This window comes from Bacillus sp. FSL R5-0585, from assembly GCF_038004545.1.
In the GTDB taxonomy this organism is placed as follows: Bacteria; Bacillota; Bacilli; order Bacillales; family Bacillaceae_G; genus Bacillus_A; species Bacillus_A cereus.
Map to the genome: position 1 here is coordinate 820105 of NZ_JBBORJ010000001.1, position 16328 is coordinate 836432.

Below are 16328 nucleotides of genomic sequence, written 5' to 3' on the forward strand. Positions count from 1 at the left end.
AATATAAGAAGAGGATATATAAGGAGGAAAAGGCATGAAATCTACAGATCAGTTTCAGACATACGAAGTACCATGGGAAGATTTTATTGAAGCGTTACGAGAGGAAATGAAGAAGCAAGTAGGGACAGATATTATTGATACAGTAGTTTGCAATTTAGAAGATGGTTTTGAAGTGTATACATATGTGCAGGGGGATTTAGATTTTGAATATAAGGAAGCGCTTGAGAGAAAATACGGAAGTGATGCGAAGACACCTAATGTGTTAACGATAATGTTATTAGCTAGTATTTATAATACAGGTGAAGAGAATATACGCTTGCATGCGGATCATAAAGAGAATCCGATTGTTGAAGTGTATGTAAAGCAATGAAACACGCTGTGAAAGGCGTGTTTTTTAATTGTATGATAAAATGTTAGAAAATTAAGAAAGAAGGTGATGAATTGGGAATTAAACATCTTAATTTAACAGTTGCAGATGTAGTAGCTGCAAGAGAGTTTTTAGAAAAGTATTTTGGCTTAACTTGTAGTGGAACAAGGGGGAATGCCTTTGCAGTTATGCGTGATAATGATGGATTTATACTAACGTTAATGAAAGGGAAAGAAGTTCAGTATCCAAAAACATTTCATGTAGGATTTCCACAAGAAAGTGAAGAACAAGTAGACAAGATAAATCGAAGATTGAAGGAAGATGGATTTTTGGTCGAGCCTCCTAAGCATGCCCATGCGTATACGTTTTATATTGAAGCACCTGGTGGATTTACAATAGAAGTGATGTGTTAAGTCAAAAATCAAACTTTTTGTTATGTGTTTTTAAAATAAAAAGTAGGAAAAGTCTGTTTTAAGCGTGGAGCTTAAACAGGCTTTTTTACTTATATAATTGGATAGAGAATGCTAGAAGGAATATTACCAAGTGTATGATCTGTTTACATAATAAGGTTATGGTGGGTTAGTTGTCCTAAAATACAAGTCATATATCTTGTTTCCTCTCATAAATTTAAACATAGGAATTTGTCTACAAAGGTGGCGAAGCCTCATCATGAAAATCCGAATTTGTGCCACGTTCATGTTGTTTCTATTTATATGTTTACCTTTATCAGCTTTTGCAAAAGGAGAGGAGGCAAAGGAAAGGGTCGTTTCACTTGTATATGACGATTCGGGCAGCATGAGAAATAACGATCGCTGGAAATATGCCAATTATGCTTTGCAAAGTTTAGTTGCGCTATTGGATGAAAAAGATAAATTTTCTTACGTTCCAATGAGTAAGCCGAATGATCCATTAAACATTTCGTTAACGAAGGATAAAAGGCAAACAGAAATTGAGGGAATTGGAGCGTGGAAAACGTATTTAAATACTCCATTTAGCGCGGTAGAAACGGCGATGCAATCTATAAAAAAGGAAGCAGATATAGATGGAAAACGTGAATTTTGGCTTATTGTATTAACTGACGGGGCATTTAATGATTTAGAGAAAGATAAGGTTGGCGGAAAAGAACAAATTTTGCAGAAATTAGCCCAGTTTAAGAAAGAAATGGATACAAAAAAGATATCGTTACATCCAGTCTTAATTACGATGGAAGAAGATTTAGGACAACAAGAAAAAGAACAACTAAATACGTTCAAGGAAATATGGAAGAAAGAGATAAATGGTGTTACGATGCCGTCAAGCGGAGAAGATGGCATTGTAAAAAGTGTAAATCAAGTGGCAGCATTAGTTGCAAATCGTGATCCATTCTCCTCTGTTGAATCGATTGTAAAAACGAAAGTAGTGGGGAAAAGAGTAGAGATTACAACACCATTTCCGTTAAAGCGTATGACGCTTGTACGACAATCGCCTTCTCTGCCCGATTATCAGGTCACACAAATTTCTAAACCATTACAATTACAATCTTCTTTTTCCATACATGCACCAGGAGAAGCAAAATTGTTCGGAAATATAGTTCATATAAGTACGGAAAATGAGGAAGTTATTAAACCAGGAACTTATACGATAGAAGTGGATCAGGACATTGAGAAAGAAGGACTACAAGTATTAGTTGAACCAGCGCTTAATTATACGGTTTCTACTTATGACAAAGATGATAGTAGTCAAAAAAATGTAGAGAACATGTACGAAGGTGTTACTGCTGTTATTGAAGCAAAGCCTACGGAGTTGCCAGTTCAGTCTTCTTACTTTCAGGCAGAAGTAGAAATAGATGGAAAACAATATGCAATGAAGTGGAACGATAAAAGGCATGTGTTTTATTACGAAACGAAGCTTGGTAAAGGGTTAGTACGCGGGAAAGTTCATATGAATATAAAGGGGTTTTATAGACAGACGAAAGAATTTAAAATCGAAACAGCTGAGAAACCGAAATTATCACTTCAAACTGTTACAAAAGATTATGAAGAAAAAGTGACAAATTTAGAGAATAGTAAACCATTTGTTTTACAACCACAGTTAGATGGTAAGTTAATGACAGAAGAAGCTGTAAAAAAACTATTAAAATCTACTGGTGTCACATCTAAACAATCAATCAATTATGAAATAAAGCAACATGGAAATCAAATCTATGTTTATCCTCGTCCCTATTACTCCGACACATTTAATTTTACAGATACCGGCACCGTAGAAGCTACCATCGTAATGCAGGATTCAAAGTTACAAGAAGTAAAGAAAAACATAACATTCCATATTCAAGATGCTCCGTTTTATGAAAAATATGCGCTTATTTTTAAGTTTGTCATTCCTATCACTTTATTACTGCTAGCAGTAGGAATCATTGTTTTAGGATGGATTGTTCGGCCAAGATTTCACCGGAAAGCACTACTGTATTATGAATGGGATCAAGAGGTAGCGAAAGATTGGCTATATCAATCTGAACCAGAATTACTTCGAAATAAATGGTGGAACCATTATTTTGGTATCCCATTTAGAGCAGAAAGAAAAACCGTGCAATCCGTTACGTTTATAGCGAAGAAAGGTTCGAAATCTGTCTTTGTAGCGAAAGAATCACAAGTAGTTGGAATGATTATTGATGGAATGTTTATAGCAGAGGATGAAGTAGGAATGGAACATAAGACACTATATCCAAATGAACTTTTACTAATTGATAGGGGATATGGTAAAGAGATTTACAAGTACGAATGTGAATAGTAGGTAGGGATAAGAAGGGGATGGAGTATTGATCCTCTTTCCCTTTTTTCAAACAAGCAAGAATAGGAAGGTGGTTCACATGACATTACAAGTTCCAACAATATTAATTGGTTTAGGTGGAATCGGTAGTACTGTGACGCATCAAATATATGAAAAACTGCCTGAAGAGCGCCGGAAAAAGGTAGCAATGCACGTATTTGATACAGATGTGAATACATTAAGTAAATTCGATCATATTCGAAAGTTTAAGACACAAACAAGTTCTAGTAAAACGCCTAGGGAGTATATTGCGGGAGATCCAACGATCCCAGAGTGGTTTCCGATGGATCCGACTATACTTGATAAACCATTAACAGAAGGAGCAGGACAGTTACGCGTCATTTCACGTTTAGCGTTACGTGCTGCGATGAAAGAAGATAAATTGACGTCTTTTTGGCAAGAAATCGAGAAGATTTTTCCGGTTACAAGTGATCAAACGGAATATGGTGTGCGTGTCATTATAGTAACATCACTAGCAGGCGGAACAGGTTCAGGGATGTTTCTGCAAATTGCTTTATATTTACGTGAAATGCTTCGGAAGAAATTGCAGCATCATAACATTTTAATACGCGGTGCGTTTTTAATGCCGGATGTTTTAGTAAAGACGAGAACGGTTAGCGCGAAAGAATTTGAAACGGTGCAAGCAAATGGCTATGCATCGTTAAAAGAATTACATGCTATTACGCTCGGGTCTACTGGAGAATTATCAAAACGCGGCGGTGTAACAATTGAATTAGAGTATCGCCCTGATCAAGTAGATGAAGACGGAAGAACGAATCATACAATTAAACAACATCATTTACCGTACAATTATTGTTTCTTATACGATTACGAAAACCTACATGGACACCATTTACACAATTTATCAGACTATATGGAACAGATGGCAAATACAATTTATTTACAGTTATTTAGCCCGATGTCCACAAGTCATTTTGCACAGGAAGACAATCAAATTCAGCAATTAGCAGAATCAAGCGGAAAAGGACGATATTGCGGGGCAGGAACGGCAAAACTCATTTATCCATATGAACATGTGTTAAAATATTGTGCTTTAAAATGGGCTGTGCAAGGTTTAGATGAATCGTGGCTTCATTTAGATCAACTGTTTCAAGAGAAGAAGCAAAGATACGATCAAGATGTAAAACGTGGGATGCAACGTGAAAAACCGGAGAGAGGTAAAAGTTATTTAGAGGACTTGGAGCATCTTGCTACCCGTCCAGAGCAAGCTCATATTTTCTATAGACAAATGTACAATGAAACACGTGAAGGAGCAGAGGGTGGTAAGCTCGGAGTTGCGAAATCAAAACTTTTTTTAGAAGCTGTAGAAAGTTATGTACAACGAACGGTGCAAAAAGATGAGGAATTAAATCGTCTGCAACATGAGTGTAAAATTTCAGCTACGAAATTGAAAATGATGGAACAAATGAAGGGTGAAGTGGCAAGAGTGGATCATGCGGTTCGTTTATATGCGTATGCGATTCCGAGCCGGGTACATGAACATGTAACGACACTTTTATATGACATGATTGAATCAGACCGCTTTTCACCAAGTGGCTCTGAAGGGCAGTCCTATCAATTAAATACATGGTTTTTAAAGAAAACAGATCCCGTTCACCCAGTAGCAGCACGTTTTATGTTATATGAAATTCGAAAGCAGTTAGTAGAAAAAATGAATCGACTACATGAAAATAATGAACAAAAGCGTAATGTAATTCAAAATTACGATAAAAAATTTAATGTGGGTAATATTGATGGAACGGTAACGGCTGTACGCCGAGTAGAAATTGCTCAACAACAAGGCTGGTTCGGAAAAATGATTAATAATCAGCAACGTTTATTCAAAAGAGAATTTGAAGACATCGTAACGCAATATGTACACAAATTAAATGAATATCGAAAAGAAATGCTATTAGAACTTGTATATCAATCGCTATATCAAGCAGTTAATAAAATGATTCAATATTGGGAAAGATTTTTTGATAATTTACATGAAACACGTGAAAATTTACTGTTTGAAATCCAAAAGCGCAGTAAGGAATTTGAAGGGAAAACAAACCCGACGAATGTATATGTATTAGCTGAGGAACAGCTGCAAGAAAAGATATGGCAAGATATGCAGCAACATTTAAATTTAGGTGTACTACCGAAAGATATATCAGCGGAAATTTATATGAGTTTGTACGGGGAATACTGTCGTGATGCGAAAACAGAAGAGATTCAGTCGAAAAAGGTAGAGGATTTCTACCGAGAACATATACTGAGCTATTGTTATGACGAACTGCAAGTACGCTATCGTGATAAATTAGAACTGAATATTATTGAAGCGTTGCGAAAAGAAGCAGATTATAAGAAACGTGATCGCGATGAATACGTTCGTGAAAAAATTGAAGACCTGTTCCATTTAGCGAGTCCATTCGTTCCGAAAGTTGCTCATCATAGGGAATTACAATATTGGGGTATACATCCTTCTTTAAAGAAAGAGTTGCAAGAGGAATTAATTCAAGAAATGTTTAAAGAAAAAGATACAGTACATGAAGCCTTTTCGCCATTTGAAGTGATCTGTTATCGAGCGCATTACGGCTTATCGCTGCAAGACTTTCCTAAATTATCATCAGGACATATTTCAAATGGATTTATGAATGATAAAGGTGACTATTTCCAATCGTATTATCGCCGTGTAAACAAATTAAATAGTAAAAAATCTAGTTTAACGCCGCATTTAGATAAGTATTGGCATTTACCAGCCTTTATGCCAGATTTAAACGCGACTCAAACAAAATTAGATTATGATAAATGTAATCGTGCATTACTATACGCATATATGTATCGCTGGATTAGTTTAGTTGCTGTTGATGGACAGTTTGTGTATCAATATAACGGTGTAGGACGTAGCTTTTTAATTCAGTCGATGGGGAAAAATATTTCAAGCGAAAGTTATAAATTACACAGAGCGTTGCTTCATAATCCGTTTATTTATGAAAACATCTTGTCACGATTTGAAGAAGAGCAAGAAAAGGCGATGATACAAGGTGGACATTTATATACACATCCGTTCGTATTAGGAGCCCAAGATGTAAGATGGCTTAGAAAAGAACATGTCCACAATCTTTTAGATATGATTTTAATGTATGACCGTGAAGCGAAGTATGATCCGACGTTAGAAGAAACATCAGATGAATTATTAAGACTATTCCTTGATGAAATCGAGTTGTATTTCCAGAACTATTACGGTACAGGTGCCGATATGGTGGCAAAGAAAGAGAAAGAAATGTTTATTAAACAATTGTGGGATCGCTCGCATGCAAAAGGATATGTAGATCCAAATAGCGCTCCGTATAAAAAATGGCAAAATTTATTAGGTGTTCAAGATGAAGAAGAAACGTCAAAAACGAATGTATAATGAATGAAAAGGGAATCCTTAAAAGTGGCAATACAACTTTAGAAAAGAGGGATTCTGATGCCGTTTTTAGGAAGTGTATATCAAATATTTGGGTTATATCCGGAACTTTATTATGGGATGATTTCAGCGGAGCTGCAAGAGGAAGCTCAGAAGGAGCATCTTGAAAATAGTAGTGCAGAAGCTGAAGCGGAAGAATAAAAAAAGTGCAGATGAAAATCTGCACTTTTTTGTTAGTATTAAAATGGTAAAATAACCTCAAATGAATTATTATTTTTAAATAATAACTCATTTGAGGTTATTATGATTTTCATTGCATTGTATGCAATGAAAATTGTATGAAAATCAATGTAATAAAATGTGTATGAATATTAAGGTGGAAAACAACAATGTTTTTGAGAAAATAATTATGTATAAAAATAACATTTGATACATAATCAACCGATTATTTTTGATTGATTTATTATTGACAATATAATTAATTGTATGATAAATTCAATCAGCATTCTTAATGGTTTTTTTGTACCATTAATATTTTGAAAATTCAATATGCTATAAGGGAATTGATTTTTCTGTTTTTTTGAGGTGGGTTACTAAGTCTATAGGGGAAGTGAACTATGTATATTTTTATTTTTAAAATAGAACAGTAATAAAGAATGTAACAAGTAAGAGATAAACTTGAAAAAGAGGTTTCAAAGAATGAGTCTTTTCATAAAGAAAGCAATGGATGAAGAAAAGAAAAAAGTATTGAATCAAACTTTAGGAGCGATTGATTTAACTCTTTTAGGTATTGGAGCAATTATTGGTACAGGTATTTTCGTATTAACTGGTATTGTAGCAGCGAAACATGCTGGTCCGGCGATTGTATTATCTTTTGTATTAGCGGCAATTATATGTGCATGTGTAGCTTTCTGTTATGCTGAATTTGCATCTACAGTTCCAGTTTCGGGAAGTGTATATTCATATACATATATGACACTAGGTGAGATTTTTGCATTTATAGTTGGCTGGTGTGTTATGCTGGAGTATTTATTAGCGACTTCTGCGGTTGCAGCAGGCTGGTCAGCATATTTTCAGTCATTGCTACTAGGTTTTAATATTCACATTCCTACGGTTTTTGCTTCGGCACCAGGAATGGGGAAGGGTGGAATCATTGATTTACCAGCAGTTCTTATTATTTTAGTTGTTACATTTTTATTAAGCCGTGGTGCAAAAGAAAGTGCACGAATAAATAATATAATGGTTATTATTAAACTGGCTGTTATTGTAGGATTTATTGTTGTAGGGACACAATATGTAAGACCAGAGAATTGGCAACCATTTCTACCGTTTGGTTTTCACGGTGTGGTAGGAGGCGCTGCTACTGTATTTTTTGCTTTTTTAGGATTTGATGCAGTTGCAACAGCCGCAGAAGAAGTGAAGCGTCCACAACGTAACGTGCCAATTGGGCTACTTGTTTCCTTGTTCATTTGTACGGTTCTATATGTAGGTGTTTCATTCGTGTTAACTGGAATGGTTCCGTTTACGGAATTAAATGTTGCTGATCCGGTTGCATATGCGTTGCGCATTGTAGGAGAAGATAGAATTGCTGGGTTGTTATCGGTGGGAGCGATAGCAGGGCTAACAACAGTTCTGTTAGTAGCTATGTTTGCATTTGTTCGTGTATCTTATTCGATGAGTCGAGATGGATTGTTACCAAAAAGACTTTCAAGTGTCCATAAACGTTTACAAACTCCATTTTTTAATACATGGGTTACAGGTATACTAGCAGCTTTATTAGCGGGATTAGTGGATTTGAATTTATTAGCTAATTTGGTGAATATGGGAACGATAACAGCATTTGTGTTTGTATCTATAGCTGTCATTGTATTAAGAAAGACACATCCTAATATGAAGAGGCCATTCCGTGCTCCTCTAGTACCTTTTTTACCTATCGTTTCGATAGTAAGTTGTATATATTTAGCTTTGAACCTTTCTAAGCTTACTTTAATTAGTTTTGTGGCATGGATTATAGTAGGGGTTTTCATATATTTTGTATATGCTAAAAAACATAGTAATGTTAGAAATAGAAATAAAGTATAGTCCATTGAAATAATACTTGTAATGGAAATGAAAACACGCTACTTATTCATATAAGAACAAGTAGCGTGTTTTTTCTATTTAATAATCCCATTTTCTAAAATTTTAATAGTTGGTGCCACTTTCACATTAGCTTTTGAAAAGGCACTCGGCCAATCATCTTCGACTTGTTTCCATTCTTTATATTGAAACGCTCTCGCATAATCACCAAATCCGAATGGATCAAGTTGCTGTTTTTGAATGTTGTGGATTAAATCGTTCAAATCTTTGTTTAGTTGTTTTGTAATAAGAGAAGTTAATTTCTTTCTATCTTTGTCTATATCCATATTGAATGTAAGTTCAGAGACAGCAATTTTTAAATCCATTTTAACATTAAATTTGAAGTGGTTATCGCTATAGTCTGTATGGATATCACGATTCATGCTAAGAACATTTATTGTTACGAAATCGCCGCCATCGGTATCTTTTAAATCACTATTACTTTCAACTGAAGTAGAAGGGATTTTCAATGTAAGCGAAACCGGTGTATTCGCTTTCTTTTGTAACAAAAGAAGAAGGGCGCTTTCATAACGATTTAATGACATTTTATAAATTCCGCGAGAAGTTAATAGCGCGGAACCAGTAACGATAACATCCTTTTTACCTTTTTTTATTTCTGAAATAGCAGGTGTTATACCTTTATTAAACGTTTGCCTGTGAAATTCATGGAATGTCGTAAAAACGGTCCGATTGTACAGTTTGTTCGTGTTAATTAAATCTGTTAAATACTCGGGAAGGGCAGGCTTATCTTTAAAGTTATTATATATAACTGAAGAAATTGGACCGTCTACTGCAACCATGCGCATGTTTCCAGTGTTTTTAGGATCACGATACCAAACATCAAGGTAAGGCATAGCCCCTTCTTGTTTTAAAAAATTTGTGCTAAATAAAATGAGCTGTAACTTTTCTGTAGATACTAAACCGCCACTTGAACTATTAAACGTTGCTTTTGCTTCTCGAGGTGTACGTACTTTCGCTTCATGTGTTTCGTACTTTTTTTCTACGTCTTCATTAAAAATAGGATTTACGTGGTACACAATTAATTTTCCTTTTGCTTTTGCGTCAAAGCCGTAAATTAATGAAATCGATTGTTTTTCTAAGTCGAGGCGATCTCCACAGCCTGTTAAAAAGGTTATGAGAAAGTAAAGTATAGTGAAATGAATAAAGCGCCTCATCTAAACTCTTCTCCTTTTCCAATGCTGATAAAGTGTCATGTATAAGAGAAATACGACTGGGAATAGAAAAACGATAAAATAACTTGCAGTTCCCCAAAATTCTCGCAACGAACTTATTTGGTAAGAGGAAGGGATATAAAAGAATAAGATGAAAATACACCCGAATAATAAAACATAAATAGGTAATGAACTGCTTTTTTTGTTAAGTAATTGATTAATTCCATCTGAAGCAGTGAAAATATAAGGAATACAGGAATCAAAAATAATAAAGAGATAAAATGACAAAAAGATAATTTCAAATCGTTCAAGAAATGAGAAGTGAAATGGTGTAACAAGAGAAAGAGTCGGCCATAAAAACTTTGTTATACCATCTGGACTAAAATAAACAAAAGAGACAAACGTGACTTGAAGATAAATAAATAGCGTAATCAAATTTGCAAGAACAATTCCTTTTTTTGCAGATGATTTATTACTGAGATAAGGATAAAGGACAAATGCAAACTCAAATCCGAGAAACGCAATGATAGTTGATTTTACTGTGTTTAAAACTGGTATCCAGCCTTCTTTAAGAAGAGGAAGAAGATAAATCCAATGCCCATCTTTAAGCGGAATAAACAATAGAAAAGGCATCCATAGTGTGAAAAATACAGTGAAAACAGCATAGCGACTTATAATAAGAACGCCTTTACATGCTAGCATTAACATTGGAATAGATAGTAAAATCATAATTAAAAACATTGGAGTTCTAGGTAAAATCCAAATGTGAATAACGTATAAGAGGGAAAAAATTAAGGAAATAGCTGCAAGGACAGCATATAAAATCCAAAAAATCATTCCTATTCTTCCTAGCCACTTCCCAAGATAACGAGTCAGAACATGAAGTAAAGTATATCCAGGATGCTTTTCCATAATTTTTACAATACATAAACTGACTAAAGTAGTGATAGCGCATCCGATAATAATAGACATCCAGCCATCTGTATTCGCACCTTGTGCAACTTCACGCGGAAGTGTAAGGACACCGAATCCTACTTGAACACCACTAATCGTTAAAATGTATTGAAATAAACTAATCTCCCTCTTTGCACGCTTTGTCACTTATCTTCCTCCATTTCTTCCATATCACTTTGTCGATTTTCTTGTTTTAAGTTAAGAGATAGTGGGCGTTTCTTCATTATTTTCCATGGTAAACGTACAAGAATATCTTTTAAATCCGAAGCAAATAACGGAGAAAAAGGACTACCATAAGGAACACCGAGAGATTCCATAGAAAGTATATGAATAATAATGATCGCCATCCCAACCATAATTCCAATGACGCCAAATAAAGAGGCAATTATCATCATCGGAAAGCGAAGAAGTCGAATTCCTGCTGACATTTCCAGGTTAGGAATGATAAAAGAAGCGACTGCAGTAATTGATACAACGATAACCATAACGTTACTAACAATCCCAGCTTGAACGGCAGCTTGTCCAATTACAATTCCTCCTACGACGCCGATTGTTTGTCCAACAGGACCAGGAAGCCGAATCGCTGCTTCTCGGAGCATTTCGAGAACTAATTCCATTAATAAAGCTTCTAATATGGGAGGAAAAGGAATTTTGGCTCGAGATTCTCCAATCGTTAACAACAATTTGAGCGGAATCACTTCATAATGGAAGGAAATCATAGCAATATAAAGAGCAGGAGCAAATATTGCAATAAATAGCCCAGTGAAACGAAGAAGTCGTATAAAAGATGGAATCATAGGTCTGAAGCTGTAATCATCTATCGTCTGAAAAAAGGATGAAAAGGTCATAGGTCCTATTAATACGCCTGGTGAGCGATCTACAACAACGGCAATTCGCCCATCAAGAATATGATGTGCTGTTGTGTCAGGGCGTTCAGTTATTGATAATTGCGGAAAGAGAGTAAAGGAATTATCTTCAACAAACCCCTCTAATTCACCAGTAGTAAGAATCGCATCAACTTTTACTGACTCGATACGGGATGCCATTTCTTTTACGACATTTTCGTTCGCAACATCTGCTAGATAAAGCAAAAAAACCTTTGAAGTAGCTCGTTCACCAACAGTGAATTCCTTCACTTTCAATTCGCGATTTGGAATATATCGACGAATAAGTGCAAGGCTGTCGCTCGCTACTTCATTAAATCCTTCGTGTGAGCTTTTTATGGAGCTCTCTGTTGTAGGTTCTTCAATGCTCCTTTTTGGTGCCGCTTGCGTATCAAGCTCTAAAGCGGATAGTTGTCCGTTTATAAATAAAATACTTTTGCCGTGTAAAAGAGATTGTTCAATGTCTGTCCACTGTTGAACTTTTTTAATATTTCCGATAGAAACAGAGGCTTCCCAAAAATCGTCTTCATCCCACTCTTTAAATAAGAGAGGACGAAGAATGTTTACGTTAATAACAGTTTTGTCTACAAGTCCTTCCATATATATAAGTGCAGCTTCCTGTCCGTTTTTTAATGGAAAAGTGCGTGTTATTAATTCTGGAATACCGCTAAACATTTTGGACAAGTGCTTTAAATTAAGGGAAAGGGAAGAAGAGATAGATTTATTTAATGCGTAATCAGCTTGCTCTTGGGTAGAAAAAGATTTTTCACCACGAATCCATTTATTAAAAGACCCCATTTGTTCGCTTACTCCTTGTTATGTTTTATCCCGATTGGTGAGGGCTGATAATCAGTGGGGGATGAAGAAAACCCCCACTGATTAAAGTTTCACTTTATATGGGTTATTATGGATAGTTACAAGCTGACATATGCGTAGTTTAAATTTTATATTGTATATTTTTAACTTTAACGCTATAATTATAGTGTTAAAGATGGAATCGTGATATGACCTGTTATGACTCTATCGTTTTATTTATGAATAAATGGATTGGTATTTTAGCAAGATGTGCTAATAAACTACTCCACCATGATAATAACGTGCCGAAATGCGGTGCGTATATTTTCGTGGTGGAGTTTTTTTATTCTCAAAAAGGGGGAAAGACCATGAATAACAACATGGTTCATATTACAATTGACGGAAAAAAGTATACAGCGGAGCCAGGTTCAACGATATTGGGTGTTATTAATGAGAACGGGATTGAACATCCGCAAATTTGTTACGTGCCAGAAGTAGATCCTATTCAAACATGTGACACTTGTATTGTAGAAGTTGACGGAAAGTTAATGCGATCTTGTTCGACAGTAGTGATGGAAGGTATGAACATTGAACGTGCTTCTGTTCGCGCAAAAGAAGCACAAACAGAGGCGATGGATCGGTTACTAGAAAATCATTTATTATACTGTACAGTATGTGACAATAACAATGGGAACTGTAAACTGCATAATACAGCAGAATTAATGGAAATTGAACATCAAAAATATCCGTATGAACCGAAAGTAGATGTAAGTGAAGTTGATATGACGCATCCGTTTTATCGCTATGATCCTAATCAATGTATTGCATGCGGTCAATGCGTTGAGGTGTGTCAAAACTTACAAGTAAATGAAACGTTATCGATAGACTGGGAAGCGGAACGCCCACGAGTTATTTGGGATGAAGGAGTAAATATTAATGATTCTTCATGCGTTAGCTGTGGTCAATGTGTAACGATTTGTCCTTGTAACGCTTTAATGGAGAAAACGATGCTCGGTGAAGCTGGATTTATGACGGGATTAAAACCAGATATTCTTGAACCGATGGTAGATTTAATTAAAGAAGTTGAGCCTGGATATAGCGGTATTTTTGCGGTATCAGAAGTGGAAGCGGCCATGCGTGATACTCGCACGAAGAAAACGAAAACAGTATGTACATTTTGTGGTGTAGGTTGTTCGTTTGAAGTGTGGACGAAGGGGCGTAAAATTCTTAAAGTACAGCCATCTTCAGATGCACCAGTTAACGCAATTTCCACTTGTGTAAAAGGGAAATTTGGTTGGGATTTCGTAAATTCTAAAGAACGAATAACAAAACCTTTAATTCGTAAAAATGGAACGTTTGTTGAATCTACATGGGAAGAAGCACTGAATGTAGTTGCAAATAAATTAGGTGCTATTAAAGAAGAGTACGGTAAAGGTTCTATCGGATTTATTTCTTCCTCTAAAATTACAAATGAAGACAATTATGTAATTCAAAAATTAGCTCGACAAGTATTTGGAACGAATAATATCGATAACTGCTCACGTTATTGCCAATCACCAGCAACGGATGGTTTGTTCCGTACAATTGGTATGGGCGGTGATGCCGGAACCATTAAAGATATTGCGCAATCTGGTCTTGTTATTATTGTAGGATGTAATCCGACAGAAGGTCATCCTGTTCTAGCTACACGTATTAAACGTGCACATAAATTACACGGACAAAAGTTAATTGTAGCTGATCTTCGTAAAACCGAAATGGCAGAGCGATCAGATGTCTTTATTAGTCCAAAACAAGGAACAGATCAAGTTTGGTTAATGGCTGTTACGAAATATATGATTGATCAAGGTTGGCATGATCAGGAATTCATTAATGAGAATGTAAACTTCTTTGAAGATTTCAAAGAAAGCCTAGAGGAATATACACTTGAATATGCAGAAGAAGTAACAGGCATTTCAAAAGACACACTTATTCAAATGGCTGAAATGATTCGTGATGCAGATGGTACATGTATCCTTTGGGGTATGGGGGTAACGCAAAATACAGGTGGTTCTGATACCTCCGCTGCAATTTCAAACTTACTTCTTGCAACAGGGAACTATCGTCGTCCAGGAGCAGGTGCATACCCACTTCGAGGCCATAATAACGTACAAGGTGCTTGTGATATGGGTACTTTACCAGGATGGCTTCCAGGGTATCAGCACGTTACTAACGAAATGGAACGTGCGAAATTTGAAACTGCTTACGGAGTGAAAATTGATAGTGAACCAGGTCTTAATAATATAGAAATGCTTCATGCAATTGACGAAGGAAAAATGAAAGCAATGTATCTTGTCGGAGAAGATATGGCTCTTGTAGATTCTAATGCAAATCATGTACATGAAGTGTTATCGAGCCTTGATTTCTTCGTTGTGCAAGATGTTTTCCTTTCTAAAACTGCTCAATATGCAGATGTTGTATTACCAGCAGCGCCATCTCTTGAGAAAGAAGGTACTTTCACAAATACAGAGCGCCGTGTCCAAAGATTATATCAAGTTCTTCCTACGCTAGGAGATGCGAAACCAGACTGGTGGATCGTCCAGGAAGTTGCGAATAAACTAGGTGCAAACTGGAATTATAGCCACCCAAGTGAAATCTTTGCTGAGATGGCAAGTTTATCACCATTGTTCTCGCAAGCGAACTATGAAGTGCTTGAAGGATGGAATAGTTTCCATTGGGGAAGTTTTGATGGAACGAATACACCACTTCTGTTCCAAGACGGATTTAACTTCCCAGATAAAAAAGCTCGTTTTGCGATTGCTGACTGGGTACGTCCAGCTGAATTTCCAGCTGAGTTTGACCTTCACATTAACAATGGTCGTATGCTTGAGCATTTCCATGAAGGGAATATGACAAATAAATCAACAGGTATTCAAACGAAAGTACCTGGTGTTTTCGTTGAAATCTCTCCAGACCTTGCAAAAGAACGTGGCGTAAAAACAGGTTCGTTAGTTCGTCTTGTCTCTCCTTTTGGAGCATTAAAATTACGTGCACTCGTTACAGATCGTGTAAAAGCGAATGAGTTATATTTACCGATGAACTCTACAGATAACGAAACGGCAATTAATTTCTTAACAGGTCCTGCTGTGGATGTACGTACGAATACACCTGCGTATAAACAAACAAAAGTACGTATGGAAGTATTAGAAGTTGATGGCGAAAATCCGATGCCAAAAGCGAACCCACGCAATAAAAAACGTCACCCTCAAGCTGGAATTGAGGTACATCGTAAGTGGGCACGTCCAGGGTATGTGCATTTAACGGATAAGTAGGAGGAGAAAACTATGGCTGCACCTATAAAAATGATTCAAAAACAAGAATTAACTGAGGAAGAAATAAAACAGCAAAAGTTAGATGATTTAAAAGAGCTTCTAACTAATAATGAAGAAGCTCTAAATCAGATGTTTAATATAGTAGGGGAATTAAATGACATTGGAATGCTAGAAGCTGCAAATTCAATGCTAAAAGCGAAAGAACCAATTGCGAAAATTGTTCTAGGTCAAGTAACTCGTGAGCCTGTTACAAATTTAATTAATAATATGATGGGCGCTGCAGGTGCGTTAACTGAACTTGACCCAGAACTTACGAAAAAGCTTATAGGTAGTTTATTAGTCGGGCTAGAAGAAGGTAATGAACATCTAGAAAGTAATAAAAAAGTAGGGGTATTCGATCTTATGAAAGTATTGAAAGACCCAGATATTAACCGTGCTATCGGGTTTGGGCTTCATTTCTTAAAAGGTATGGGGAAAGGGTTAAAAGACGAATAAACTTCATGAAATGAACCTTTTCGCCCAAAT

The 16328-nt window shown here is 36.0% G+C and carries 11 protein-coding genes; 8 read left to right on the forward strand and 3 right to left on the reverse strand.

Annotation, left to right across the window (positions count from 1 at the left end):
* Window positions 1-34: 34 nt before the first annotated feature.
* The 6 genes from MKY38_RS04400 to MKY38_RS04425 all read left to right on the forward strand — a co-directional run bounded on the left by MKY38_RS04400 (window position 35) and on the right by MKY38_RS04425 (window position 8654).
* A complete protein-coding gene (locus tag MKY38_RS04400) occupies window positions 35-370 on the forward strand; it encodes a hypothetical protein (protein WP_000842887.1) in 336 nt (111 codons plus the stop codon).
* Window positions 371-441: 71 nt separating this feature from the next.
* A complete protein-coding gene (locus MKY38_RS04405) occupies window positions 442-780 on the forward strand; it encodes a VOC family protein (RefSeq protein ID WP_000511518.1) in 339 nt (112 codons plus the stop codon).
* A 256-nt stretch (window positions 781-1036) separates the two neighbouring features.
* The gene (locus MKY38_RS04410; protein WP_006928458.1) at window positions 1037-3133 is read left to right on the forward strand and encodes a vWA domain-containing protein; all 2097 of its coding nucleotides are present in this window, start codon (window positions 1037-1039) and stop codon (window positions 3131-3133) included.
* Between the two features lie 79 nt (window positions 3134-3212).
* On the forward strand, window positions 3213-6575 hold the full coding sequence (locus MKY38_RS04415) for a tubulin-like doman-containing protein (protein ID WP_000175124.1): 3363 nt from the start codon (window positions 3213-3215) through the stop codon (window positions 6573-6575).
* Window positions 6576-6632: 57 nt separating this feature from the next.
* The gene (locus tag MKY38_RS04420) at window positions 6633-6773 is read left to right on the forward strand and encodes a hypothetical protein (RefSeq protein WP_001116192.1); all 141 of its coding nucleotides are present in this window, start codon (window positions 6633-6635) and stop codon (window positions 6771-6773) included.
* 498 nt (window positions 6774-7271) lie between these two features.
* Entirely contained in the window at window positions 7272-8654 is a 1383-nt protein-coding gene (locus MKY38_RS04425) for an APC family permease (protein ID WP_000051661.1), read from the forward strand.
* A gap of 74 nt (window positions 8655-8728) precedes the next feature.
* Here MKY38_RS04425 and gerSC read toward each other — a convergent pair whose 3' ends face one another.
* Genes gerSC through gerSA form a run of 3 tightly spaced genes read right to left on the reverse strand, consistent with a single transcriptional unit; the run spans window position 8729 to window position 12498 of the window.
* Window positions 8729-9865, reverse strand: a complete 1137-nt coding sequence (gene gerSC / locus MKY38_RS04430) for a spore germination protein GerSC (RefSeq protein WP_001252217.1) — start codon at window positions 9863-9865, stop codon at window positions 8729-8731.
* Window positions 9866-10963: an endospore germination permease gene (locus MKY38_RS04435; RefSeq protein ID WP_341048179.1), complete on the reverse strand. Its 1098-nt coding sequence runs from the start codon at window positions 10961-10963 to the stop codon at window positions 9866-9868.
* The gene (gene gerSA / locus MKY38_RS04440; RefSeq protein WP_065224121.1) at window positions 10960-12498 is read right to left on the reverse strand and encodes a spore germination protein GerSA; all 1539 of its coding nucleotides are present in this window, start codon (window positions 12496-12498) and stop codon (window positions 10960-10962) included. The genes MKY38_RS04435 and gerSA overlap by 4 nt, the downstream gene beginning before the upstream one ends.
* 365 nt (window positions 12499-12863) lie before the next feature.
* Here gerSA and fdhF point away from each other — a divergent pair, with 365 nt between their 5' ends.
* Window positions 12864-15803 carry a formate dehydrogenase subunit alpha gene (gene fdhF, locus MKY38_RS04445; RefSeq protein ID WP_065224122.1) on the forward strand — a complete coding sequence of 980 codons (2940 nt, stop codon included), beginning with the start codon at window positions 12864-12866 and terminating at the stop codon, window positions 15801-15803.
* Window positions 15804-15815: 12 nt separating this feature from the next.
* Window positions 15816-16298 (forward strand): DUF1641 domain-containing protein, encoded by a 483-nt coding sequence (locus MKY38_RS04450; protein WP_000729897.1) that lies wholly within the window; start codon window positions 15816-15818, stop codon window positions 16296-16298.
* Window positions 16299-16328 lie beyond the last annotated feature (30 nt).